Below are 22633 nucleotides of genomic sequence, written 5' to 3' on the forward strand. Positions count from 1 at the left end.
CTTCTCACAAATAGTGTATAAATGAAAAGTGAGTATTTTTTTGTAAAGGGGAGCCAGTATACATGAATCCTGAAACAATGAACAAAACCCTCATCAGCATTTCGAAATGGGGAAAAGCTACAGGCATTTTATTTATTATTATGGGCGCAATTACCGCGCTTTCAGGCGCGTTCATTTTTCTAATCGGTGCCGTGCCAGGCGTACTGCAAATTATTTCCGGTATCTTTTTGATGAGGTCAGCTAGGGAAGCAGGCCAAATGGCTGAACACAATAGCGGACAGTCTGAAGACTTAATGCTGGAGAATTACGCGAAATTCGTAAAGATGCAAGGGATTTATTTGATCGTAAGCATTGCTGTATCCATTCTTGCGATTATCGCCTTCTTCATCTTTTTAATGCTTGGGATTGCTGACGGCCTTTTCAGCGATACGTACAGCACTTATTAATGAGAAAAACCCGGAGCTGGCTCCGGGTTTTTTATTATTCCGCTTCGCTTACCACTGTGAAGCGTTCATTTTTGTATTCGGGATGTTCAAGCTCGTCCAACACGGCAATGGCATAATCTGCATAGCTGATATAGCTGTCGCCTTTTGCATTTACGATGACATTGTCTTTTCCTTTTTGGTAAGAGCCAGTCCGTTTTCCTGCCGGATCAAAAAATGCCGCAGGACTGAGGAACGTCCAGGAAATGGAGTCTGTCTGCTGCAAATCTTTCAGGTTCTCGCCTTGATTTGATGCAGTTGGCAAATATTCTTTCGGAAATTCCGGCGTATCCATTAAACGGGTTGTTTTGGCTTCATCAACAAACAGGCTTCCCGCTCCGCCAACAACAAGCAATCTTGTGTGCTTCGCGTCCTTTAAGATGTTGATGAGTGCTCTTCCTGCTTCAACATGAAGATGTTCTTGGCCGGGTGCTGCTCCAAAAGCGTTTACGACTGCGTCGAAAGGCTTGATGTCTTCCGCAGTCAGTTCAAACACATCTTTTTCCAAAACCGCTACGTCCTGCCCCTGCACTTTTGAAGCGTTTCTGACGATGGCTGTCACTTCATGGCCTCTTGTTTTCGCTTCTTTCAAAATCTCGTTTCCCGCTTTCCCGCTTGCGCCTATAATACCAATTTTCATTTTTCATTTCCTCCTTATTTGTAACAATTTCAGTTACATGTTAGCGGTGAGAAGTCATCCCTTTTGATTAAAAGAGATGATTCATAACATCTTTTAATGACTTGCTCGCCAGTTCATTTTCCATCGCTCTTTGCACACTTTCAAACGTTTCATCCAGAGCGTTCTGAATTTTTTTCCCTACCGGACATTTCGGATTCGGGTTTTCATGAACCGCAAAGAGTTCTTCTTGCTTTTGGACAGCCCGGTACACTTCTAAAAGAGAAATATCAGCAGGATCTTTTTTGAGGCTTGCACCCGGCACCCCGGCGCGTGATGTGAGAATATCAGCTTTTTTCAGCAGGCTGATCATTCTTCGCACAACTACCGGATTCGTGTTGACACTGTCTGCAATGATTTCTGAAGATGTTTTTTCATCCATCGAGATGAGGGATAAAATATGAATGGCAACAGCAAGACGGCTGTTAATCATGTTTTTTCACCACCGTTGTAACTATAATAGTTACATTTGATTCGTTTGTCAACATCTAATATACACTAAATACACGGGTTTTGTGCACCGTTTTTAGTCAATAGAACGGCCGGATGCACTCCGGCCGCGTCTTATCAGAATAAGAAATATCTTTGTCCAAGTGGGACATAATCGACAGGCTGGCAAGACAACTCCTCCCCGTCAGCAAAGACCTGATAGGTTTTTGGATCAATCTCAATCTTCGGCAAAGCCGAATTCAGCTTCATATCCAGCTTGCTCAGCTTTCTGATATTTTTGACTGGAGAAATCCTTTTTTCCAGCCCTAAGCTTTCCGCCACACCACGCTCTATGCTTGCCTGAGACATAAATGTAATCGAGGTTGAGCGATTGGCTTTTCCGTAAGACGCATACATTTGACGCATGAAAACCGGTTCAGGAGTCGGGATGGACGCGTTCGGATCTCCCATTTGCGCACGTGCAATCATACCGCCCTTTAAGACCAGTTCCGGTTTTACGCCGAAAAATACCGGGTCCCACAGAACGAGATCAGCAAGCTTCCCTTTTTCCACCGAGCCGACCTCATGGCTGAGCCCGTGCGTAATTGCCGGATTAATCGTGTATTTGGCAATGTACCGTTTTGCGCGCACATTGTCATTCCCGTTTTCGCCGGCAAGAGCGCCGCGCTGTTTTTTCATTTTATCGGCTACCTGCCATGTTCGGATGATCACTTCACCGACCCGCCCCATCGCTTGGGAATCCGATGATGTCATGCTGATCGCACCGATATCATGGAGAATATCCTCCGCGGCAATCGTCGCAGCCCTGATTCTGGAATGGCTGAAAGCCACATCTTCAGGCACTTTCGCATCTAAATGGTGGCAGACCATCATCATGTCAAGATGCTCATCCATCGTATTAACGGTATAAGGAATGGTTGGCGTTGTAGATGACGGCAGAATGTTCGCGTAAGAAGCGAGCTTCATAATATCCGGAGCGTGGCCGCCGCCTGCTCCTTCAATGTGATAAGTATGAATGACCCGGTCCCCGATCGCGTCGAGCGTGTTTTCCAAAAAGCCCGCTTCGTTAATCGTATCGGTATGGATGGCAACTTGAATATCAGCCTCGTCCACGACTTCCATACACGTTTTAATGGCGCTTGGCGTCGTGCCCCAGTCTTCATGAAGCTTAAGGCCGATGGCGCCTGCTTCCACCTGCTCGATCAGCGGCGCTTTATCGGATGCATTCCCTTTTCCTAAGAAGCCGACATTGATCGGAAACTCCTCGGCCGCTTCCAGCATCCTTGCCATATACCACGCGCCGGATGTACATGTTGTCGCTTTGCTGCCTGTTGCGGGTCCTGTTCCGCCTCCCAAAAGGGTTGTCACACCTGAAGAAAGCGCAACTTCCATCTGCTGAGGACAAATAAAATGAATGTGCGTGTCCACTCCCCCGGCTGTTAAAATTTTGCCTTCACCGGAAATCACCTCTGTCCCCGCTCCGATGACCATGTGCGGATCGACTCCATCCATGATATCAGGATTTCCGCTTTTTCCGACACCGACAATCCGGCCGTCTTTCACACCGACATCCGCTTTGACAATGCCTGTGTAATCCAATAGCACGACGTTGGTGATAACCAAATCCAAAGCGCCATCCTTCCCTGTGATTCTGCCGTTTTGGCCCATGCCGTCGCGGATTGTTTTTCCGCCGCCAAAGATCATTTCTTCACCATATACTGTGAAATCCTTTTCGACTTCGATCCATAAATCCGTGTCGCCCAATCTGATTTTATCGCCCGTTGTCGGGCCAAACAGTTCCGCATATTCCTCCCGTGACATTTTCATCGGATTACACCCTCCATCCAGCCGGCTTGTTTTAAGTTGGCCAACGTTTTTTCTTTGCCGCGTTCATCGATAAACGTGTCGGCCATTCCGTTCAGCCCTTTAATTGTCTTGCGTCCTCTGATTTCCACTAGTGAGACCGTTTTCTGCTCTCCCGGCTCAAAACGGACCGACGTGCCTGATGGAACATCAAGACGCATGCCGATCGCCAGCTCACGGTCAAATAATAAAGCCCCGTTGGCCTCCGCAAAATGAAAATGCGAACCGACTTGAATGGAGCGTGATCCGGTGTTTTTTACCGTTACCTCCCGTATCTCACGGCCTTCATTAATCGTAATGGTTCCCTCAGCAATTTGAAATGCTCCCGGCTTCATGACTTCACCTCCGCAGAAATTGGCTGATGTACCGTAACAAGCTTTACTCCATCCGGAAATGTGGCCTCCACCTGAATGCTGTCAAGCATCTCAGGCACTCCTTCCATCACATCTTTTTCCGTTAATACATGGCGGCCGGCTTCCATCAGCTCTGCTACTCCCTTCCCATCACGTGCGCCTTCCATAATAAAGCAGGTGATATAAGCAGCAGCCTCAGGATAGTTCAGCAGAACGCCCCGCGCCTTTCGCTGTTTGGCTAATTCCCCCGCTGCAAAAATGAGCAATTTCTCTTGTTCAACCGGTGTCAGTTTCATCTGTAGTCCTCCTTCTTTTGTCATATAAAGCAGATGCGGCTACTACGAATTTGCGGAACAGTCAGGCGGGACATCACCTCCCTTTCTTCGAGAATGGGGGTCATACGGTAAGATGCCTTTCAAAGCGGCATGCCGTTTCTTCATCAGCCTTGCCATGGTCAACAACCGTTCCCCTGTCGATCACAGAAAGATAGTCAGCACAGATTAACGCGTTTTCCAGACTGCGCTCGACTAAGATAACAAATGTCTTTTTTTTTGGAAATTTCTATAATAACTTGTCTGACTAGTTCGACAATTAAAATCTGAATTCCTTCCAATTGTTTATTAAGTAAAATATTTTTCAGATTTACCATCAGCGCTCTGACGATTGCAAGCTGTTGCTGTTGACGCCTTTTCGTTTTGAACAAACGTTTGATTAAAACAAATAGCCCCCTCTGTTTAGCCGGAGTCGGCCTAATACAGCGACAATCTGCCCCGGGCGAAGCTAAGGCTGTGCAAAACCATCGATTGATCATAACCAGACGTTACATTCCTGATGGCAGCCCGTTGTTTTGCTCCGCAACCGGAAGCATGGCATGCAGGCCAGTCTGAGGCGCCGCCCTCCACGATACCGAGAACCCGACTATTGCCATTAACTCCGCATCATGGACGGTCACTTCGCTGATCGCCACCGTTCCTCTTAACGAGTGAAGAATTCCGGCCTTCACTGAATCCCCGCTTGTGTCGATATCAACTGTTTTTTCGCACTCCCGTGGCTTCCGACACTTTCTTCGGTGCAGTACATTCCGTCATCAAAACCCCTTTGTTTGATTTCTCAAATGATGTAATAAAAGTTTACAACTTATGTCATTATTATATAGAAGAGGTCTATTAATTCAAAGAATATTTAAAAAATTTAGTTACCTTGACCAAATCAGCTTCTTTTTTTGTTATATTTATTTACATCAGAAAAATCGAACAAAAAAAGACAAGAAACATTTCGTTTCCTGCCTCTTCCGTACGATTAATCTTTATCTGAAAATTTATCCTTGGCTTTCCCGATATCCTTTTGGATTTCGCCTTTCGCCTTATCTTTTTTGCCTTCAGCCTGCATGTCCGTTCTGTCAGCCATATCTCCGACTTTATCCTTCACTTCTCCTTTGGCTTTATTGAAGCCGCCCTTCATTTTGTCTTTTACACTATCGTTACCCATGTTAATTCTCCCCTCTCAATTATGTGTGTACTTGTTAACTTCCCGATCTGAGAGGCAATAAACATTCTAATGTTATTTATCGATTTCGTAGCGCTCTCCGTAACGGAGCACCTTGTATATCGCCAGCCCGTCTGATGACTTTTTCTCCGAATATCGGACCGGCAGCAGGGCAAAAAACACATAATACGTAGAAAAATAGACAAACTGATAGAAAAACACATTCGGCTTTAATACACTGTGTATAATCAGCAGATTGATTGCAAAAATCGTGATGAGGTTAAACAAGCAGCCCCCTGCATACACGAGTGCATTTGAGAATCGATTGTCAATTTTCAACTCCCCGTACCGGCAAAAAGAATCGATAAAATAAATCGTTCTGAACCGTATGGGTCCAATTTTAAGCAGCGTTTTTCCCATGCCTATATCCAACGATCCCTTTCCGCCAAAAATAAAAGCCATAAAGCTGTGCCCTGAAACATGTATAATCTGTACAAGCGGCAGAACAATGAGGAAAGACCACAGAAACTTCACCATATCATTAAAACCAAACATTGAATTCCCCCTCACATGCATATCTGCATCCCAAAACGGCTTTTGTTCAAAAAACAGTGCTGTAGCGATTTTTCCTGTTCTCCCCGGAAATAAACGTTCCGATGCTCCCCTTTTTTTGCATAAAAAAAAACCATCTGCCAGCAGATGGTTTTGTCTCATACTTCATATAAACAATCGTTCCTTTGAATCATCTCTCTCATGCTGACCGCTTTTTCATAAAAATACACCGCTTCTTTATATTGTTCGCGATGACTGAAATAAGAGGCAGCATCTAAAGCAAATTCTTCAATATATACATACAGGCCCTTTTCTTCCATATAATCAAATACTTCTTGAATCATATTCAAATTGACAGATTCCACATATAATGCCTGCAGAAATTTATATTTTGCCAGACTGAAGAAGTCGTTTCGTTTTTGGGCAATGGCAATCCCTTTTTCATAGTACCGTATCGCGGCTTCGCTATCTTGTTTTTTGAAAAGAACGCGAGTCAGGCTGAAGAGCGCTTTTGGAAGCTGTTCCAGCTGATAATCCTCGAAGACAGGAAGCGCTTTTTCAAAGTATTCGGCGGCCTGATCCAGCTCCCCCTTGTCATCATAGCAATTACCAATATTATAAAGGGCTGATCCGATCAAACGGGGCTGTCCTTCCAATAAAGCAAGGCGATACGCGTCATCTAAATGTTCAAGCGCTTTTTCATAATTTCTGTAGTCAATGTAGTTTCCTGATATGACGAAATGGCATTGAATTCTTCTGACTCTGTAAAAATCGTGAGCCTTATACGTCTCCAGCGCCTGTACGGCATGGTTCATGGAAAAGTGCGTCTGCTTCATAATATAAAAGACTTCCGCCACTTTAAAATGAAATTCCGCTCTTTCAATTTCATCTTCTACAAACGCAAGCATCTTCTCAGCTTTCCGATAAAAGGATATAGCCGAGATGTAATTGTTCTGTTCAAATTCGTACATTCCTCTAAACAAGTGAAAATAATACTCAGATAATCCGGAGATGCTGTCCTGATTGCTTTCCAGCGTTTTGATCAATTCACGATATTGAAGCTGAGATTCCTCGTGCAGGTCAGGCTTTACATAATCCAGCATAATTTGGTGCCGGTAGCTGATCAGCTGATAATACAGGAGAAGCAGCTGATCCTCTTCCATCTGTTCGATATCTAGATCAATTTCTTCTTTCAGTTTTACGGCATCAGCCACTTGAAATGCTAAAATGTGCTTATACCACTTATTGATTTTCACTCCTACTTGAGATGACGGGATCTCGTACGCGGCCATGCCCCTCCAACCCTTTCTATTTTCTAATTGGTTATATTTTATCATAATGTATGGCTTTGGAATTAAATTTTCTTACAATGATTCCTTCTTTATGCCTATCCTTATATATTTCGGTTTTTATACGTATTTTTTGCACTCGGATTCTAATAAAAAAGCTTACCGGACAGTGCCGATAAGCTTTTGACTTCATTTTACCCGCCAATATAAGACATTTCCACTTTCTTTTTGCCAGATGCTTTTGATAGCGTACGATCGACTGAATACTGATCGATCCGATTTTTCCATACTGTCCCGATCATTTCTGATAGTTCGTCATCACTTAATTCCTGGCGAACCGGAGCTCTGAGGTCAAATCCGCTTGAAGCGAATAAGCAGGTAAACAGCTCTCCTCTCGCAGAAAGACGGGCTCTGTTGCAAGATCCGCAGAACGCATCAGATACAGATGATATGACGCCGATTTCTCCGGAGCCGTCCAAGTAGCGGAATCTGGAAGCCACTTCGCCTATATAATTAGGAGCTATCGGCTCAACCGGCATGTGTTCATTGATTAAATCTATGATTTCCGCCTTTGTCATGACGTCTTTCTTTTCCCATTGGTTGGTGTTGCCTACGTCCATAAATTCTATGAATCTCAGGATATGCCCTTTTTCTTTAAAATAACGGGCCATAGGCAGTATATCTTTTTCATTGACGCCCTTTTGAACGACCATATTGATTTTAACACCGAGCCCCGCTTGCTTCGCCGCTTCAATGCCTTCCAGCACCTTGCTGACAGAAACACCGCGCCCGTTTATCTTCTTAAAACGCTCGTCTTCTAAAGAATCAAGGCTGATCGTAACCCTTTTCAGCCCAGCCTCCTTGAGCCTCTTTGCATAAACAGGCAGCAGTGATCCGTTTGTCGTCATCGCGATGTCACGAATACCCGGTATGCGGGCCAGTTTTTTGATTAGTTCCGGCATATCCTTTCTCATGAGGGGCTCTCCGCCGGTCAAGCGGATTTTTTCAACGCCAAATCTTGTGACAAACAATGTCGCAAGCCGTTCCAGCTCCTCAAATGAAAGCAGCTCCTCTTTCTTTAAAAAAGGATAATCCGGACCGAATAATTCGGCGGGCATACAGTACGTGCATCGGAAGTTGCAGCGGTCTGTAACAGAAATGCGAAGGTCTCTCAGCGGTCTGTTTCTTTTATCCAACATCTGACGCGACTCTGTAATCATAGCTACAGCCCCTTCCTACTCCCTGATTCTCTCAGGGTGTGTATATACATTAAATGATCCGTTTCTGACAAATCCAATCGCTGTGATATTCAATTCTTCAGCCATTTGAATCGCAAGCTCCGTCGGGGCCGATTTGGAAATGACAATCGACACGCCGATTTTGGCCGCTTTTAACAGGACCTCTGATGAGATTCTGCCGCTAAACACAATCAGTTTGTCGCGTACGGACATCCCGTTTAGAAGGCAGTGTCCGTATAGTTTATCAAGTGCGTTGTGCCGACCGATATCGGTGCGCATCAACAGAAGCTTCTCTGTGTCGCAAAGCGCCGCATTATGGACGCCTCCCGTATCCTGAAACGTCCCGCTCCCTTGCTGCATGTCTTTCATAAGCGCCAGACATGCCTCAGGCGATATCTTGATTTGGCTGACAGCCGTCTTGGCTGTTTTGACATCCTGCTGAAAATAAAAATGACGGCCCTTTCCGCAGCATGAGCCGATCACCCGTTTCGTATAATCCTTTTGATCCAATGTCTCAGGGTGAACGAGGTCGACATATACAAAACCGAGACTTTCATCTATTGTAAACCTTTTAATTTCTTTTTGAAATCGTATAACACCCTCTGATGCGAGAAATCCGATGACAAGCTCTTCGATATGCTCAGGCGTACAAACGAGCGTCACAAATTCACTGCCATTCAGTATTACTGTCAAAGGGAATTCCGTCACCATCCGGTCTTCTACTTTGCTTATTTCCCCTTGTTCATAGCGCCATACATCCCTGACCGCAGTTACTTTATCGTTCAATGTCTCTTCCCCTCCGCAATGTTCCTGCCTTTATATTTTTTCACACTCCTCGGATTTTGTCGAATTCTGAGACACAAAAAGAGCCCTCTATATAAAGGGCTTTCACAGGATGTGATGACGGCGGTGTTTAGGCAGGGCGCCTAAGCATTTAGCCGCCGTTCCTTTTACCAATGTGCATTGACAACGAACGCGGGGTTTGTCGACACGCTGAGAGCCCTCTATATAAAGGACTCTATGTTTGATTATGCTGATTCTTTTTCAGAACCGTAAACAGCACAATAGCTGCGATCAAGGTGAGAATGCTGACAAAAAAGAAGGCTGCCAGTTTTAGAAGAACACCAAGCAATATGAATGCAACGGTGGCTATAAGAAAAATCATTCCGAATAATTTCATATGTTCAACCCCTTTTTAGGGTATCATTCCCGCCCAAATTGTTTTTAAACCAATAAAAAAAGGCGCCTGGGGGAGCGCCTGATCTTTAGGTTCCTTACTCAGTAAATTTTTGTGCTTCTTTTTCCCAAGCCTGTTCGAACTCATCCGCACTGTTCGCTGAAATATATTCTCCACCGCCAGCGACAGCTGCTTGTTTCATCTCTTCATTACCCTTGACATCAAAGTTGAAGCCAATGATGTTTACAATCGTATCCACATTTGATGCACGGAGCTTTTCGATTTCTGCCGCAGGGTCTCCGCCGCACGTTTCTTCACCGTCAGTGATTAAATACACCACGTTTTTCCCGTCTGCGTCAAATGCTTCAAATTCTTTTCTTGTGTCTGCAAGTGCTTTGGCAATCGGTGTCCATCCAGTCGGCTTGAGCTCACTCAATGAATTGTCAAACAGAGACCCTTCATATGGATGAAGGCCGTAAATGGTTTCCGTCGTACTGCACGAAAGGGCTTTACCGGACAGTTTATTATTCCCTGCATGCCCGAAAACGCGAAGCATAAGATTTGTATCCTTCGGAAGGAGTTCGGCAAAAGATTTTACTGATTTTTTGGCAATGTCTATTTTGCGCTCTCCTCCTGTTTTTTGAACCATGCTTCCGCTTCCGTCAAACAAAACAGCTACATTTGTATCAGCCTGTTTCTCAGCGGCAAAAGACGGGGAGGCAATGGAAACAGTCAACAATCCAATGATACCGGCAGCCAGCAATTTTTTCATATGATTACTTCCTTTCTTTTTCATATTTTCCAACTATATGTTGGATTCTTCTTTATGCTAGAATACGAAAATGCAAAAAGATATAGGACATGCTGCCTTTTGTGCTGCTTTCACGATCTGTCCAAAATCGCTTGAAATGCCGTTCATTTTTAGCCATTTCCGCCCAGAAAGCATAAACAGCTTGTGTGATCATTCATTCTTTTTTCGCCTTGATTATGACAGAAAAACGGAAATCTGCTACTATGCTACAGGCAGACAGCTAATTAGTTTTGAAGTTTTTGTTACATACAAAAAGAGGCTGACCATCACCAGCCTCTTTTTTCTTATTTAGATAACATTAGTGATTGCTGAGTGAAAATTTTCTCAACATCTTTTTGGGTATAAGCCGGGAAGTATTCACCGCCGCCTACTTTCGCAATTGCGTTCAGCTGGCCTTTGTATCCCTCTTTATAATCAAAGCCGATCACATTAACAGTGATATTCTCTTTTTGCAGTTCCTTTGCTGTTTTAATCGGGTTTCCTCCGCACGTTTCCTCACCGTCTGTCAACAGATACACCACTTTTTCCCCTTTTGCATCAAGCTGGTCAAAAGAAGATTTCGCCTCGTTCAGCGCTTTGGCAATTGGCGTCCAGCCAGTCGGCCCAATTGTATTGAGAGAATTAAGGAAGCTTTGCTCGTTAAAGCTTTGGAAGCCGTATACGTTGCGAATGGCTTCGCATGACTGAACTTTTCCGGAATTTTTATTGTTTCCTTCAGAACCAAACACGCTCATTTTCACCTGAGTTCCTTCTGGCAATGAGCTCGCAAACTTTGAAATTTCTTTTTTGGCTGAATTAAATTTAGATACACCATCTATTCTTTTCGCCATACTTCCGCTGGCATCAAGCAAGACCGCCACGTTCGCCGGCGCTTTAGCCTCCGTTTCTGACTTTTCAGCTGCAAAAGCAGGTGAAGTTAATCCAAAAAGCAATCCTGTCATCATGATCAGTGAAAATCTTTTCTTCATGTTCGTACCCCTTTACCAATTTGTTTCTGCGTGCAGATGTTCAACGCTGAACATAATCTATCGTAATCAACAAAAACCGAGAAATAAATAGGGCGGGCTTCCCCATTGCTGTTGTTTACTTTTGCATAGAAACCTATGTTTTTATTAGTGATTTCCACCTAACGCCCCTATGAAAAGAGAAGATTGTCCGCCTTTCGGCTTTCGTTATATGAGTCTGTCGAAGTCTGTCGACAAATGTGGATGACTTTACCACAATCTCAAAGCCTGAAATCAGGAAAAAAGGACTGATCCTTAAAGACGGTCAGAAGCTCCTCTAAACCGTTTCAGCTGCTCTTAGATAAAAGATATTCAGGAACAGAAAAAGACGCCCAATGAGCGTCTTTTTCTACTTTTTCGCCATATATTTATTCAAAAACGCATCTGCCTCAGAAATTTGTGTGCCTTGGTAATAGTACTTTACAATGTCATCAACCGTTTTGCCTTCTTTGGCCATAAAATTCGCTCCGTATTGGCTCATCCCCACACCGTGGCCAAATCCTCTCGTCGTGACTGTAATTGTGTCTCCATTTCGCTTCCATTCAAAATCGGCGGAGTTGAGACCCAGCTTTTCACGTATGTCTCTTCCTTTCAGCGTCTTGCCGTTAATGACGGCAGTTGCGACCTGGTGGCCCGGTGTCTCGCCAGTAATCTTCCCTACTGCGCTAGATCCATCCAGCTTGACGCCAAGCTTTTGCTGAAATTCTGCCGCTGTAAAGGTTTTCGTTGCCTTATATTTCGGAGACTTTTTATCCCATGGGCTTTTGACGCTTTTTAAATATGGGATAGCACTTGTCCAATAAGCTTCTGCATTCTCTGTGTAGCCGTTGCTTGTGGAGAAAAAGGATGCTTCAATCGGCTGGTTGTTGTACGTTAAGATTTTGCCTTGCGTACTGGCTACCGCATCTGTGATTTTCTTCAGTTTTGTCTCATAGCTTGTGCCCCACTGTTTTTTCAGCTCCGCTTTGTTTTTATACACCTGGAACATCTGTGTATCATCCACCAGTGAGCCTTTAGGAGCCTCAACCGCTGAATTTGACACCATCAGTCTGACAATAAATGTTCTGGCGGCGAGAGCCTGGGCTTTCAGTGCTTCAGATTCAAAGGTTGCCGGCATTTCGGAGGCGACGACTCCAATCACATACTCTTCAAGCGGAATGTCTTCTACGGATTGATTTGCGGTTCGATAGACGGGAATAGAAACAGGTGATGCTTTCAATGTTTCTGCTCCTTTCGATGCTGGTTTCGTGCTGACTGCTGTCTTTTCTGATTCTACGCTGGCCCCCGCTTCCTTATTATGCTGGAATGGTATAACCAAGAGTGTGGGAACCAAGAGAATCAATGCACATAGTACGGATAGTGTGATTGCGAATTGTTTCATATTCAGCTGCCTCCTGCTCGGGATTCGACTCTAGTCTAGTCTATGGGCAGGGACAAGCTAATATGACTCTCGTTTTGGACAGAAACTTTATTTGTCATTTACGTATTCTTTTTTGCTATTTTGCGCATAATGATGATAATACACAAAAAATAAAAAACCAGTATGCCAGAGTGACATACTGATTTTCAAGTAAGTTTATGCATTTAAGTCAGAAACGACTTCTTTATTCTCTTGCTCAGAAGCAGACTCATCATTTACACGTTCGATGTCTGCGCCCAGAGCGGCAAGCTTCTGATGGAAATCAACGTAACCGCGGTCTAAGTGCTTCAATTCAGTAACACGTGTGTGACCTTCAGCCACTAACCCCGCAAGAATCAGCGCTGCACCTGCACGCAAATCAGTCGCTGCAACTTCAGCTCCCTGAAGCTGTACAGGACCGTTAATGATGACAGAACGTCCTTCAATCTTGATATCACCATTCATACGGCGGAATTCTTCCGCATGCATAAAACGGTTTTCAAAAACGGTTTCTGTAATCATGCTTGTGCCGCTTGCACGAAGCAGAAGCGCCATCATTTGTGACTGCATATCAGTCGGGAAGCCCGGGTGAGGCATTGTTTTGATGTCAATCGGTTTAAGTTCTTTCGGGCCGATGACACGCAGACCTTCACCTTCATCCTTAATTGTTACACCCATCTCTTCCATTTTTGCAATTAAAGAGGTGAGGTGCTCAGGAACCGCTCCTTTTACTAATACGTTTCCTTCAGTGATTGCAGCAGCAACCATAAATGTGCCCGCTTCAATACGGTCAGGAATAATATGGTGTTTTACGCCGTGAAGCTTTTCGACTCCTTCAATTTTGATGGTGCCGGTGCCAGCTCCGCGGATTTTTCCGCCCATGCCGTTGATATAGTTTGCTAAATCAACGATTTCGGGTTCTTTTGCCACGTTTTCCAGCGTTGTTGTTCCTTCAGCTAGAGCGGCTGCCATAATCAGGTTCTCTGTAGCTCCTACACTTGGGAAGTCCAGATAAATTTTTGCGCCTTGCAGTCGGCCTTTTACTTCAGCTTCAATGAAGCCATTACCGACTTTGATTTCTGCGCCCATTGCTTCAAAACCTTTTAAATGCTGATCAATCGGTCTGGAACCAATTGCGCATCCGCCCGGAAGTGCAACTCTTGCATGACCTGTACGCGCAAGAAGCGGCCCCATGACAAGCACAGACGCACGCATTTTACGAACATATTCAAAAGGTGCTTCAGTTTGCAAAGCGTATGAAGCATTTACAGTCACTTCATTATTTTCAAAATGCACATCTGCTCCTAAATGACGCAACACTTCGTTAATTGTATATACATCGGAGAGCGTAGGTACATCACAAATTACGCTTTTTTCTTCACTTGCTAATAAAGATGCAGCGATAACAGGTAAAACGGCATTTTTAGCGCCTTCAACTTTGACTGTGCCGTTTAACTTCTGACCGCCGCGGACGATGATTTTTTCCAAGGTATTCCCCTCCGCGTCCCTAAATTCTCTATATTAATATTCAGTCGTAACGATTGGTGTGCCAACCGTAACGGTATGTTTTCCGCCCATTCCTGCACTTCTAAGTGCAATTTGCAAATTCATTTTATGTTTCGAGGTCATAATGTACTCTTCCCACTCATCTGTAAACGCAGAAATAGAAACGAAATTTGGCTCAACTACATGTTCTACTGATCTTGCTTGAAATTCATTTAATAACTGATTTGCTTTTTTTTGCAAAACAATATTCATATTATCATCTAAGTGACCATTTAGACAAGTAAAAATAACTACTTTTTCTTGGAATATCCCAAGTGTCTCCCGTTCAAACTGTTCATATGTATCATTCCAGCTATCCGGTGTCTCTAGACTCATTTGCTCATATAATAAATACGAAGTTGGATTGTGTTTTTTGAGGGTTGTGACAAGCTGCAGTCTAAAAGAAGTACGATTTTTTTTGTCAGTATATGTGCCAATTGCCTTTACGACTTTATCTTCCTGTGCAATCGTCCAATCATATTGACGATACTCTGATTTTAAACGTTGCACTTTTTGATAAAATTCTTTTTCGGTCAGTGACATGTTTTGTTTTGCATGCAATGTCCACTTATCTATTGATACATCTTGGCGTTCCATCCCCTCTGCCATTTGTGCTAACGGCGTTAATTCACTCGCATGAATGGTATGGAAAACAGCAATGACGAAGCTTAACATGACGGAAATGATAATAGCGCGGCTTACTTGTTTTTTCTTCATGTTCATCTCTCCCCCTTATCCCCAGTTTTACCGGAGGCAAGAGGCGCCATACGTAAAAATCTTCGTCAAAACTCGAGCTATTCGCTTCAACCCGCTTCTCCCAACCATTTAATGAGAATAATGTTCAAAACCTATTAAAATAGATAGGGAAGCTGCTGTGAATAATTGAGATAATCTAAAAAGAAATTGGCAACGGCCGTTCCAATGGCGATTGTCAGCAAAATCATCAGGAGTCTTGCCTGCACGACTTTGCCTTTTTTGATTAACGGATCTATATTGACTGCTTGCAACGCCCACCAAGTCACTGCTATAAAAATCAGGTGAACGACAATGCCGATTGCAGCCTGCTGTCCCAATACACTCATCTATTACACTCCTTTCTCTGCGTTCATACCCTTTCTTATTATATAAGAAGCACAGATAAAGATGATACATTTTATACAGAACGGAATAATCACCCAAATCTAGGGCTAATCCCCGCTTAAAGTGCGATTCTTTTACATGGTATACTTTATTGGAAAGGAGCTGACAAATGTGAATCATTCTTTTTTTCAGCCTGAAAAGCAATATGGTGAGGACCTGCCAATTTTTGATCAGGAATGGGAAGCAATTGCATTCTATTATGATTATAGACAGTCACAGATTGAAGAACTGAATGAATTGTGTCAGTTTTTTAACATTTCTCTTACCTATACGAGAGAAAGCCTTGAAGAGCTTGAAAACCTTTATTTTCAAAGTATACAAGAGCTTTTGCTTGCTGATTGGAATCTTCCTATTGAAGAAATCGAGAAAATGATCAGTGTTTATCTTATAGATTGCGTGATTGCCCGCCATGAAGATGCTGAATGGGTTGTAAAACCTTATCCCTATAAAGACGGCGCTTATACACTTGGCTTTAGAAGACATCGCAAATCGTGGCATACAATGAATGCCTGTGATGGTTTATACCTGCGCCAAAAAGAGGATCGCCCGCTGCTGTCGCTGTTTGATTCTCTTGTTCGTTCATAAAAAAATCCTTCTCATAAAGAGAAGGATTTTTTCTTATTTCCCTGCTACATCCAATCTGTTCAAAGCCCGCTGTAACGCAAGCTCAGCCCGACGAATGTCAGTATCATCTGATTGAGAATTCAAACGCTCCTGCGCCCGCTGGCGTGCAGCTTCAGCGCGCTCTTTATCGATGCCTTCCGCTGTCTCGGCAGCCTGGGCAAGGATGGTGACCTGATCAGGACGGACTTCTACAAAACCGCCGCTGACGGCAACCATTTCAGTCTGCCCGTCTTTTTTCAGACGGACAGCGCCGATTTTAAGAGGAGCCACGGTTGGAATATGGCCTGGCAAAATACCGAGATCGCCGCTTTCGGCTCTCACACTCACCATTTCGATATCCGCATCGTATACTGGGCCGTCGGGAGTAACGATATTGACTTTAACGGTCTTCATGCTTTTACCCTCCTAGGACCAGATTAAACTTCTACACCCATTTCTTTTGCTTTCTCAACAACTTCTTCGATACGGCCTACAAGACGGAACGCATCTTCTGGAAGATGGTCGTATTTACCGGCTAAGATTTCTTTGAAGCCTTGTACCGTCTCTTTTACAGGCACGTAAGAACCTTTTTGTCCAGTGAACTGTTCAGCCACGTGGAAGTTCTGAGAAAGGAAGAACTGGATACGGCGTGCGCGGTGAACGACAAGTTTGTCTTCCTCGCCTAGTTCATCCATACCGAGAATCGCAATGATATCTTGAAGCTCTTTGTAACGCTGAAGCGTTGACTGTACTTCACGCGCAACCGCATAATGCTCTTCTCCGACAATTTCAGGAGCAAGGGCGCGTGATGTAGATGCCAACGGATCAACCGCAGGGTAAATACCCATTTCAGTTAATTTACGCTCAAGGTTTGTTGTCGCATCCAAGTGAGCGAACGTTGTTGCCGGCGCCGGGTCAGTGTAGTCATCGGCAGGCACGTAGATCGCCTGGATAGATGTAACTGATCCAACGTTCGTAGACGTAATACGCTCTTGGAGCTGACCCATCTCAGTTGCAAGCGTCGGCTGATAACCAACCGCTGAAGGCATACGGCCAAGAAGGGCTGAAACCTCTGAACCCGCTTGTGTGAAACGGAAAATGTTATCGATAAAGAACAGTACGTCCTGTCCTTGTACATCACGGAAGTGCTCAGCCATTGTAAGGCCTGTCAAAGCAACACGCATACGTGCGCCCGGCGGCTCGTTCATTTGTCCGAATACCATGGCTGTTTTGTTGATTACGCCAGAGTCACTCATTTCGTAGAAAAGGTCGTTCCCTTCACGAGTACGCTCTCCTACGCCGGCGAATACAGAGATACCGCCGTGCTCTTGCGCGATGTTGTTGATTAATTCCTGGATTAATACGGTTTTACCTACACCGGCACCACCGAACAATCCGATTTTACCGCCCTTAATGTAAGGAGCAAGCAAATCAACAACCTTAATACCTGTTTCAAGAATTTCAACTTCTGTTGAAAGCTGATCGAATGAAGGCGCCTGTCTGTGAATCGGATCCTTTTTTGCATCCGCAGGAACCGGCTCATTCAAATCAATATTTTCTCCGAGAACGTTAAATACACGTCCAAGTGTTACATCACCAACCGGTACTGAGATTGGCGCTCCTGTATCTACAGCTTCCATACCGCGCTGAACACCATCTGTAGATGCCATTGCGATTGTACGGACTGTATCATCACCTAAATGAAGAGCGACCTCAAGCGTTAAATCAATACCTACTTCGTTTTCACTTGCAGCTGGCTGTGAAATTTTAATCGCATTATAAATTTCAGGCAAGTGACCGTCTTCAAAACGCACGTCGACGACCGGTCCTAATACCTGGCTAACGCGTCCTTTCTTCATCGCTATCCCTCCTGACAAAATCTTTCTATTCTAAAGCGGCTGCTCCGCCGACAATTTCCGTAATTTCTTGTGTGATGGCTGCTTGGCGAGCGCGGTTGTAAGAAAGCGAAAGTGAATCGATAAGTTCCTTCGCGTTGTCTGTCGCATTTTTCATCGCCGTCATTCTTGCAGCGTGCTCACTTGCTTTACTGTCAAGAAGCGCACCGAAGATTAAGCTTTCTGCATATTGAGGAAGCAAAACCTCCAGAACCTCCTCTTCAGATGGTTCAAATTCATAAGACGCCGTTCTTTTTCCGCCGCCGCTGCCCAAATCAGATAACGGCAGAAGTTTTTTCTCCGTTACTTCTTGAGTAATGGCGCTGACAAAATGGTTATAAACAAGGTGCAATTCATCAAACGCACCGTCTATAAACATTTGAATCGTTTGACGGGCAAGATCTTTAATTTCTGTAAACGTTACTTCATCCCCAAGTCCTGTTAACTCGGAAATGATCGGAATCTCCCGTTTCTTAAAGAAATCACGGCCCACTCTTCCGATGGCAATCACCGCATACTCATCCTTAGACTGATGACGTTCTTGCATGGCCTGATAAGCACTCCGTAAAACCGAACTGTTAAAAGCGCCGGCAAGACCGCGGTCAGACGTAATGACAAGGTATGCCGTTTTTTTCACTTCTCTGCTGAGAAGCATCGGGTGCTTCACGTTGCCGGAAACTCTTCCGACGTTTGACACAACCTCTTGGATTTTATCCATATATGGCACAAATGATTTTGCATTGTTTTCAGCACGATTCAGCTTAGCCGCAGATACCATCTGCATGGCTTTTGTAATCTGACTTGTTTTTTTCGTTGACGTGATCCTTGACTTAATATCGCGTAATGAGGCCAAAGATTTCACCACCTTTTCTCTTCATCTGCGTAAAAAGAGAGAAAAAGAGAACCTTTTTCTCTCATCAGCATTCGAGTTAGTTGCTTGGTGCAAATGTGCGTTTGAAGCCTTCGATTGCAGCTTTGAAGTCTTCATCAGCAGGAAGGTTTCCTGTTTTCGCAATTCCGTCAAGCAGGTCTTTATGGTTTTGGTCAAGGTACATGTAGTACTCATCTTCAAAACGTCTGATATCCGCCACAGGAATATCATCGAGATATCCTTTTGTCAGCGCATAAAGAATGGCTACTTGCTTTTCAACCGGAAGCGGCTTGTTCAGATCCTGCTTCAGCACTTCAACTGTACGTGCACCGCGGTTCAGTTTTGCCTGAGTCGCTTGGTCGAGGTCAGAACCGAATTGAGCGAATGCTTCCAGCTCACGGTATGACGCAAGGTCAAGACGCAAAGTACCTGATACTTTTTTCATCGCTTTGATTTGCGCTGAGCCGCCGACACGGGATACAGACAATCCGGCGTTGATCGCTGGACGTACGCCTGAGAAGAACAAATCAGATTGCAGGAAGATCTGTCCGTCGGTGATGGAAATGACGTTCGTCGGAATATAAGCAGAGATATCTCCGGCTTGTGTTTCTACGAACGGCAGAGCTGTAATTGATCCTGCGCCTTTCGCGTCGCTAAGCTTTGCTGCACGCTCAAGCAGACGGGAATGAAGATAGAATACATCCCCAGGGAACGCTTCACGGCCTGGCGGACGGCGAAGAAGCAAGGACAGCTCACGGTAAGCAGCCGCTTGTTTAGAAAGATCATCGTATACAACAAGAACGTGCTTGCCGCTGTACATAAATTCTTCTGCCATTGTAACCCCAGCATACGGTGCCAGGTACAGAAGCGGTGCCGGCTGTGACGCAGACGCCGTTACAACAATTGTATAATCAAGCGCGCCGTGTTTACGCAATGTTTCTACTACGCCGCGGACTGTTGATTCTTTTTGACCGATCGCAACATATACGCAGATCATGTCTTGGTCTTTTTGGTTCAGGATCGCATCGATCGCAACAGATGTTTTACCTGTTTGACGGTCACCGATGATCAGCTCACGCTGGCCGCGGCCGATTGGAATCAGTGCATCGATCGCTTTGATACCGGTTTGAAGCGGTTCATGAACGGATTTACGGTCCATAACGCCTGGTGCAGGGCTCTCAATCGGACGAGTTTTGCTTGTCAGGATCGGGCCAAGTCCGTCTACCGGCTGGCCTAACGGATTTACAATACGGCCGATTAACTCTTCACCAACAGGAACCTCCATGATGCGGCCTGTTCTTTTTACTTCGTCTCCCTCACGGATCTCACTGAAAGGTCCTAAGATGACGATACCTACGTTTGATTCTTCAAGGTTTTGAGCCATACCCAAAACACCGTTTGAAAATTCGACAAGTTCACCGGCCATACAGTTGTCAAGGCCGTGCACACGTGCAATACCGTCACCGACTTGGATGACTGTACCTACGTCTTGAACTTCAATATCAGATTGATAATTTTGTATTTGCTGTTTTATCAGCGTGCTAATCTCTTCAGCTTTGATGCTCACTTAGGTTTCACCCCTTCTATCGATTTTCCCCGGCTAATTGACGTTCAATGCGCTGAAGCTTCCCGCTTACGCTGCCGTCATAAATCCGGTTTCCAATGCGGACTTTAATGCCGCCTATTAAATCCGTCTGCACTTCATTTCTGATTCTCAGTGAAGCGACTCCGGCTTTTTTTGCAAACACTTGTGATAATGGTAAAATTTCAGCATCCGTCAGCGGTTTCACTGAATATACGATTGCGTCTTCTGTTTGACGGGCCTCATTTGCGAGTTTGATAAACTCATCTGTGAGCTCAGGCACAATCGCGGCACGATGGCGGTCAATCAAAAGAAAAATCGTATTAAGCACGGACTGTGACAAAGAGCCAAATGCATTTTGGATCAGCTCTTTTTTCTTCGCAGCCGACACCTTCGGATGGTTCAACACATCATTAAGCGCTTTTTCATTTTGAAATACTTGTTTTACAACAGTTAGCTCTTCTTCTACTTGATTCAGCTGAGCGGACTCATTGGCTATATCAAAAAGAGCTGATGCATATCGTTTAGAGACAGCTGATCCACTCATCGGCTTTCTCCTACCTCTTTAAGATAGTCCTGGATCAATTTCTCTTGCGCTTGTTCATCCAGTTCTTTTTCGATCACTTTCGACGCAATCATGACAGAAAGAGACGCTACTTGCTCACGGAGAGCAGAAACCGCCTGTTCTTTTTCCTTCACGATTTCAGTTCTTGCTGCTTCTTTCAGACGTTCAGATTCTGCACGTGCAGCCTGAATAATCTCTTCTTTTTGCTTCTCTCCCAGTTTCTTTGCGTTTTCGATAAGAGTTTGGGATTCTTGTCTTGCTTCTTTTAAAAGAACGCGCTGCTCTTCAATCAGCTGCTGCGCTTCTTTATTTTTTTCTTCAGCAGACGTAATTTCTCCAGCGATGTGGTCTTCACGCTGTTTCATTATGTTTAATAGCGGCCCTAAAGCGTATTTCTTCAGAAGCGCTAATAAGATTAACATAGCTAACAGTTGGAACAGGATATCTCCGCCGTTAAACGACAATCCTAGTTCAAGTGGTAATTGAGACATCTACTACGGCAACTCCCTTCTGCAGGTTTTTCTTTGCTGATCCAGCAGCCGCACTTGTCTCTTTTCAGCCGGCAAGGCGGGATGCTTATCAGACATAAAGCAATGGCGAAGGTTCTCTTGGAATGATCTTCGCCATTTTTAGTTCATATAAGGCTTTTATGCTTAGCCAAAGAACGCTAAGAATGCGATAACGACAGCGATAATAGGAAGGGCTTCAACTAATGCGATACCCATGAACATAAGAGTTCTCAGTTCTTTACCTGCTTCCGGCTGACGGGCAATCCCCTCTACCGTACGTGAAACAATCAAACCGTTACCAATACCTGCACCAAGTGCGCCTAAACCAATTGCAATCGCAGCTGCTATTAAATTCATGAAAAAGTTCCTCCTTTAAAATGTTATCCGTTTGGATATAATGTTTTAATGATCATGACTGATTTTATGAGACATGTACACCATCGTCAGCATTGTAAAGATAAATGCCTGGATAGCACCAATAAATAAACTGAATGCTTGCCATGCCAGCATCGGCAGAATGGCACCGATTGTACCGACAAGACCGAGAGCCACGCTTTGCGAATAATGGCTTGTTGCTAATCCCGCAAGCAGGCCGAGAAGAATCTCACCGGCGAAGATGTTACCATACAGCCGCAAACCTAGAGTCAGCGTATTCGCAAACTCTTCGATGATTTTCATCGGGAGCATGAATGGAACAGGTCTTAAATAGTCTTTGGAATATTCCTTGAGCCCTTTCATCTTCACACCATAGTAGTGGGTTAAAGCAACAACCATCACGGCTAGCGTTAATGTAATGGCAGGATCGGCTGTCGGAGACTTCCACCAGAGCTCATGTCCGATTGTAATAGAGAACGGCAGCCCCAGCATATTCGACACAAATATGTACATCAGCAATGTGACACCAAGTGCCAAGAAGTTAGCCCCTGTTTTTAAATCCATTGTACTGCCAATAATATTGCGGACGAAATCAACAATCCATTCCATAAAATTCTGGGCTTTTCCGGGACGGATCGAAAGCGTTCTTGTCGTCAATATAGCAATCAATAAAACAATCACACTCGCCACAGTAATCATCAGAATGTTTGTCAGATTAAAAGTAAGACCTAGAAATTCTATAGTTCTGTAACCATGATTCAAAGGGTTT

At 44.4% G+C, this 22633-nt stretch carries 30 protein-coding genes; 2 read left to right on the forward strand and 28 right to left on the reverse strand.

The window, feature by feature from the left end; all coding sequences use genetic code 11:
• Positions 1-62 precede the first annotated feature (62 nt).
• Complete coding sequence (locus tag MHB62_RS18980; protein ID WP_014478231.1) at positions 63-446, forward strand: DUF5362 family protein; 384 nt, start codon at positions 63-65, stop codon at positions 444-446.
• Between the two features lie 34 nt (positions 447-480).
• Here the strand turns inward: MHB62_RS18980 and MHB62_RS18985 are convergent, their stop codons facing one another.
• The 20 genes from MHB62_RS18985 to MHB62_RS19080 form a co-directional block, all read right to left on the reverse strand.
• Positions 481-1122, reverse strand: coding sequence for an NAD(P)-dependent oxidoreductase (locus MHB62_RS18985; protein WP_032722681.1), 642 nt, complete (start codon positions 1120-1122; stop codon positions 481-483).
• A gap of 67 nt (positions 1123-1189) precedes the next feature.
• Complete coding sequence (locus tag MHB62_RS18990; RefSeq protein WP_003227734.1) at positions 1190-1591, reverse strand: Rrf2 family transcriptional regulator; 402 nt, start codon at positions 1589-1591, stop codon at positions 1190-1192.
• 134 nt (positions 1592-1725) lie between these two features.
• The gene (gene ureC / locus MHB62_RS18995) at positions 1726-3435 is read right to left on the reverse strand and encodes an urease subunit alpha (protein WP_003243090.1); all 1710 of its coding nucleotides are present in this window, start codon (positions 3433-3435) and stop codon (positions 1726-1728) included.
• A complete protein-coding gene (ureB, locus tag MHB62_RS19000; protein WP_015251023.1) occupies positions 3432-3806 on the reverse strand; it encodes an urease subunit beta in 375 nt (124 codons plus the stop codon). Before ureB ends, ureC begins: the two co-directional genes overlap by 4 nt.
• Positions 3803-4120, reverse strand: coding sequence for an urease subunit gamma (gene ureA, locus MHB62_RS19005; protein WP_003227724.1), 318 nt, complete (start codon positions 4118-4120; stop codon positions 3803-3805). The genes ureB and ureA overlap by 4 nt, the downstream gene beginning before the upstream one ends.
• Positions 4121-4314: 194 nt before the next feature.
• Positions 4315-4473 (reverse strand): hypothetical protein, encoded by a 159-nt coding sequence (locus MHB62_RS19010; RefSeq protein WP_142395482.1) that lies wholly within the window; start codon positions 4471-4473, stop codon positions 4315-4317.
• 171 nt (positions 4474-4644) lie between these two features.
• Positions 4645-4827, reverse strand: a complete 183-nt coding sequence (locus MHB62_RS19015; RefSeq protein ID WP_029318717.1) for a transporter substrate-binding protein — start codon at positions 4825-4827, stop codon at positions 4645-4647.
• A 296-nt stretch (positions 4828-5123) separates the two neighbouring features.
• Positions 5124-5312 carry a stress response protein CsbD gene (gene csbD, locus MHB62_RS19020; RefSeq protein ID WP_003227718.1) on the reverse strand — a complete coding sequence of 63 codons (189 nt, stop codon included), beginning with the start codon at positions 5310-5312 and terminating at the stop codon, positions 5124-5126.
• Between the two features lie 72 nt (positions 5313-5384).
• The gene (locus MHB62_RS19025) at positions 5385-5864 is read right to left on the reverse strand and encodes a hypothetical protein (protein WP_003244390.1); all 480 of its coding nucleotides are present in this window, start codon (positions 5862-5864) and stop codon (positions 5385-5387) included.
• Between the two features lie 155 nt (positions 5865-6019).
• Complete coding sequence (gene rapB / locus MHB62_RS19030; RefSeq protein ID WP_003227715.1) at positions 6020-7153, reverse strand: response regulator aspartate phosphatase RapB; 1134 nt, start codon at positions 7151-7153, stop codon at positions 6020-6022.
• Between the two features lie 191 nt (positions 7154-7344).
• The gene (gene moaA / locus MHB62_RS19035; RefSeq protein WP_015483814.1) at positions 7345-8370 is read right to left on the reverse strand and encodes a GTP 3',8-cyclase MoaA; all 1026 of its coding nucleotides are present in this window, start codon (positions 8368-8370) and stop codon (positions 7345-7347) included.
• A 15-nt stretch (positions 8371-8385) separates the two neighbouring features.
• Positions 8386-9174: a formate dehydrogenase accessory sulfurtransferase FdhD gene (gene fdhD / locus MHB62_RS19040; RefSeq protein WP_003227709.1), complete on the reverse strand. Its 789-nt coding sequence runs from the start codon at positions 9172-9174 to the stop codon at positions 8386-8388.
• A 232-nt stretch (positions 9175-9406) separates the two neighbouring features.
• Positions 9407-9568, reverse strand: a complete 162-nt coding sequence (locus MHB62_RS19045; protein ID WP_003227706.1) for a hypothetical protein — start codon at positions 9566-9568, stop codon at positions 9407-9409.
• A 94-nt stretch (positions 9569-9662) separates the two neighbouring features.
• The gene (locus MHB62_RS19050; RefSeq protein ID WP_003243553.1) at positions 9663-10337 is read right to left on the reverse strand and encodes a VWA domain-containing protein; all 675 of its coding nucleotides are present in this window, start codon (positions 10335-10337) and stop codon (positions 9663-9665) included.
• A gap of 52 nt (positions 10338-10389) precedes the next feature.
• Positions 10390-10530, reverse strand: a complete 141-nt coding sequence (locus tag MHB62_RS19055) for a hypothetical protein (RefSeq protein WP_003227702.1) — start codon at positions 10528-10530, stop codon at positions 10390-10392.
• A gap of 130 nt (positions 10531-10660) precedes the next feature.
• Positions 10661-11344 carry a VWA domain-containing protein gene (locus MHB62_RS19060; RefSeq protein WP_019712592.1) on the reverse strand — a complete coding sequence of 228 codons (684 nt, stop codon included), beginning with the start codon at positions 11342-11344 and terminating at the stop codon, positions 10661-10663.
• A gap of 385 nt (positions 11345-11729) precedes the next feature.
• Positions 11730-12761: a stage II sporulation protein D gene (spoIID, locus tag MHB62_RS19065; RefSeq protein WP_019712591.1), complete on the reverse strand. Its 1032-nt coding sequence runs from the start codon at positions 12759-12761 to the stop codon at positions 11730-11732.
• A 195-nt stretch (positions 12762-12956) separates the two neighbouring features.
• Positions 12957-14267 (reverse strand): UDP-N-acetylglucosamine 1-carboxyvinyltransferase, encoded by a 1311-nt coding sequence (murA, locus tag MHB62_RS19070; RefSeq protein ID WP_003227695.1) that lies wholly within the window; start codon positions 14265-14267, stop codon positions 12957-12959.
• Between the two features lie 33 nt (positions 14268-14300).
• Positions 14301-15041, reverse strand: a complete 741-nt coding sequence (locus MHB62_RS19075; protein WP_032722683.1) for a YwmB family TATA-box binding protein — start codon at positions 15039-15041, stop codon at positions 14301-14303.
• Between the two features lie 134 nt (positions 15042-15175).
• A complete protein-coding gene (locus MHB62_RS19080) occupies positions 15176-15406 on the reverse strand; it encodes a DUF1146 family protein (protein WP_003227691.1) in 231 nt (76 codons plus the stop codon).
• A gap of 169 nt (positions 15407-15575) precedes the next feature.
• On the opposite strand from MHB62_RS19080, the gene MHB62_RS19085 reads away from it, so the two are divergent.
• The gene (locus MHB62_RS19085; RefSeq protein ID WP_026009837.1) at positions 15576-16049 is read left to right on the forward strand and encodes a hypothetical protein; all 474 of its coding nucleotides are present in this window, start codon (positions 15576-15578) and stop codon (positions 16047-16049) included.
• A 33-nt stretch (positions 16050-16082) separates the two neighbouring features.
• Here MHB62_RS19085 and MHB62_RS19090 read toward each other — a convergent pair whose 3' ends face one another.
• The 8 genes from MHB62_RS19090 to atpB form a co-directional block, all read right to left on the reverse strand.
• The gene (locus MHB62_RS19090; protein ID WP_014478254.1) at positions 16083-16481 is read right to left on the reverse strand and encodes a F0F1 ATP synthase subunit epsilon; all 399 of its coding nucleotides are present in this window, start codon (positions 16479-16481) and stop codon (positions 16083-16085) included.
• A 23-nt stretch (positions 16482-16504) separates the two neighbouring features.
• Positions 16505-17926 (reverse strand): F0F1 ATP synthase subunit beta, encoded by a 1422-nt coding sequence (gene atpD, locus MHB62_RS19095; RefSeq protein ID WP_003227686.1) that lies wholly within the window; start codon positions 17924-17926, stop codon positions 16505-16507.
• 25 nt (positions 17927-17951) lie between these two features.
• Positions 17952-18815, reverse strand: coding sequence for an ATP synthase F1 subunit gamma (gene atpG, locus MHB62_RS19100; RefSeq protein ID WP_003244388.1), 864 nt, complete (start codon positions 18813-18815; stop codon positions 17952-17954).
• Between the two features lie 76 nt (positions 18816-18891).
• Entirely contained in the window at positions 18892-20400 is a 1509-nt protein-coding gene (gene atpA, locus MHB62_RS19105; protein ID WP_003227681.1) for a F0F1 ATP synthase subunit alpha, read from the reverse strand.
• A gap of 16 nt (positions 20401-20416) precedes the next feature.
• Positions 20417-20962, reverse strand: coding sequence for a F0F1 ATP synthase subunit delta (locus MHB62_RS19110; RefSeq protein ID WP_404978340.1), 546 nt, complete (start codon positions 20960-20962; stop codon positions 20417-20419).
• Complete coding sequence (atpF, locus tag MHB62_RS19115) at positions 20959-21471, reverse strand: F0F1 ATP synthase subunit B (protein WP_003244051.1); 513 nt, start codon at positions 21469-21471, stop codon at positions 20959-20961. Before atpF ends, MHB62_RS19110 begins: the two co-directional genes overlap by 4 nt.
• 162 nt (positions 21472-21633) lie before the next feature.
• Complete coding sequence (gene atpE / locus MHB62_RS19120; RefSeq protein WP_003151167.1) at positions 21634-21846, reverse strand: F0F1 ATP synthase subunit C; 213 nt, start codon at positions 21844-21846, stop codon at positions 21634-21636.
• Positions 21847-21891: 45 nt separating this feature from the next.
• Positions 21892-22626: a F0F1 ATP synthase subunit A gene (gene atpB / locus MHB62_RS19125; protein WP_003242621.1), complete on the reverse strand. Its 735-nt coding sequence runs from the start codon at positions 22624-22626 to the stop codon at positions 21892-21894.
• Between the last annotated feature and the right edge of the window lie 7 nt (positions 22627-22633).

It is taken from the genome of Bacillus sp. FSL K6-0255 (assembly GCF_045040725.1).
GTDB lineage: Bacteria > Bacillota > Bacilli > Bacillales > Bacillaceae > Bacillus > Bacillus subtilis.

Excerpts from the sequence above, each read along its gene's own strand:
- MHB62_RS18980 (WP_014478231.1), top strand. The coding sequence starts at position 63 with ATGAATCCTGAAACAATGAACAAAACCCTCATCAGCATTTCGAAATGG.
- MHB62_RS18985 (WP_032722681.1), bottom strand. The coding sequence starts at position 1,122 with ATGAAAATTGGTATTATAGGCGCAAGCGGGAAAGCGGGAAACGAGATT.
- MHB62_RS18990 (WP_003227734.1), bottom strand. The coding sequence starts at position 1,591 with ATGATTAACAGCCGTCTTGCTGTTGCCATTCATATTTTATCCCTCATC.
- ureC (WP_003243090.1), bottom strand. The coding sequence starts at position 3,435 with ATGAAAATGTCACGGGAGGAATATGCGGAACTGTTTGGCCCGACAACG.
- ureB (WP_015251023.1), bottom strand. The coding sequence starts at position 3,806 with ATGAAGCCGGGAGCATTTCAAATTGCTGAGGGAACCATTACGATTAAT.
- ureA (WP_003227724.1), bottom strand. The coding sequence starts at position 4,120 with ATGAAACTGACACCGGTTGAACAAGAGAAATTGCTCATTTTTGCAGCG.
- MHB62_RS19010 (WP_142395482.1), bottom strand. The coding sequence starts at position 4,473 with ATGGTAAATCTGAAAAATATTTTACTTAATAAACAATTGGAAGGAATT.
- csbD (WP_003227718.1), bottom strand. The coding sequence starts at position 5,312 with ATGGGTAACGATAGTGTAAAAGACAAAATGAAGGGCGGCTTCAATAAA.
- MHB62_RS19025 (WP_003244390.1), bottom strand. The coding sequence starts at position 5,864 with ATGTTTGGTTTTAATGATATGGTGAAGTTTCTGTGGTCTTTCCTCATT.
- rapB (WP_003227715.1), bottom strand. The coding sequence starts at position 7,153 with ATGGCCGCGTACGAGATCCCGTCATCTCAAGTAGGAGTGAAAATCAAT.
- moaA (WP_015483814.1), bottom strand. The coding sequence starts at position 8,370 with ATGATTACAGAGTCGCGTCAGATGTTGGATAAAAGAAACAGACCGCTG.
- MHB62_RS19045 (WP_003227706.1), bottom strand. The coding sequence starts at position 9,568 with ATGAAATTATTCGGAATGATTTTTCTTATAGCCACCGTTGCATTCATA.
- MHB62_RS19050 (WP_003243553.1), bottom strand. The coding sequence starts at position 10,337 with ATGAAAAAATTGCTGGCTGCCGGTATCATTGGATTGTTGACTGTTTCC.
- MHB62_RS19055 (WP_003227702.1), bottom strand. The coding sequence starts at position 10,530 with ATGATCACACAAGCTGTTTATGCTTTCTGGGCGGAAATGGCTAAAAAT.
- MHB62_RS19060 (WP_019712592.1), bottom strand. The coding sequence starts at position 11,344 with ATGAAGAAAAGATTTTCACTGATCATGATGACAGGATTGCTTTTTGGA.
- spoIID (WP_019712591.1), bottom strand. The coding sequence starts at position 12,761 with ATGAAACAATTCGCAATCACACTATCCGTACTATGTGCATTGATTCTC.
- MHB62_RS19075 (WP_032722683.1), bottom strand. The coding sequence starts at position 15,041 with ATGAAGAAAAAACAAGTAAGCCGCGCTATTATCATTTCCGTCATGTTA.
- MHB62_RS19080 (WP_003227691.1), bottom strand. The coding sequence starts at position 15,406 with ATGAGTGTATTGGGACAGCAGGCTGCAATCGGCATTGTCGTTCACCTG.
- MHB62_RS19090 (WP_014478254.1), bottom strand. The coding sequence starts at position 16,481 with ATGAAGACCGTTAAAGTCAATATCGTTACTCCCGACGGCCCAGTATAC.
- atpD (WP_003227686.1), bottom strand. The coding sequence starts at position 17,926 with ATGAAGAAAGGACGCGTTAGCCAGGTATTAGGACCGGTCGTCGACGTG.
- MHB62_RS19110 (WP_404978340.1), bottom strand. The coding sequence starts at position 20,962 with ATGAGTGGATCAGCTGTCTCTAAACGATATGCATCAGCTCTTTTTGAT.
- atpF (WP_003244051.1), bottom strand. The coding sequence starts at position 21,471 with ATGTCTCAATTACCACTTGAACTAGGATTGTCGTTTAACGGCGGAGAT.
- atpE (WP_003151167.1), bottom strand. The coding sequence starts at position 21,846 with ATGAATTTAATAGCAGCTGCGATTGCAATTGGTTTAGGCGCACTTGGT.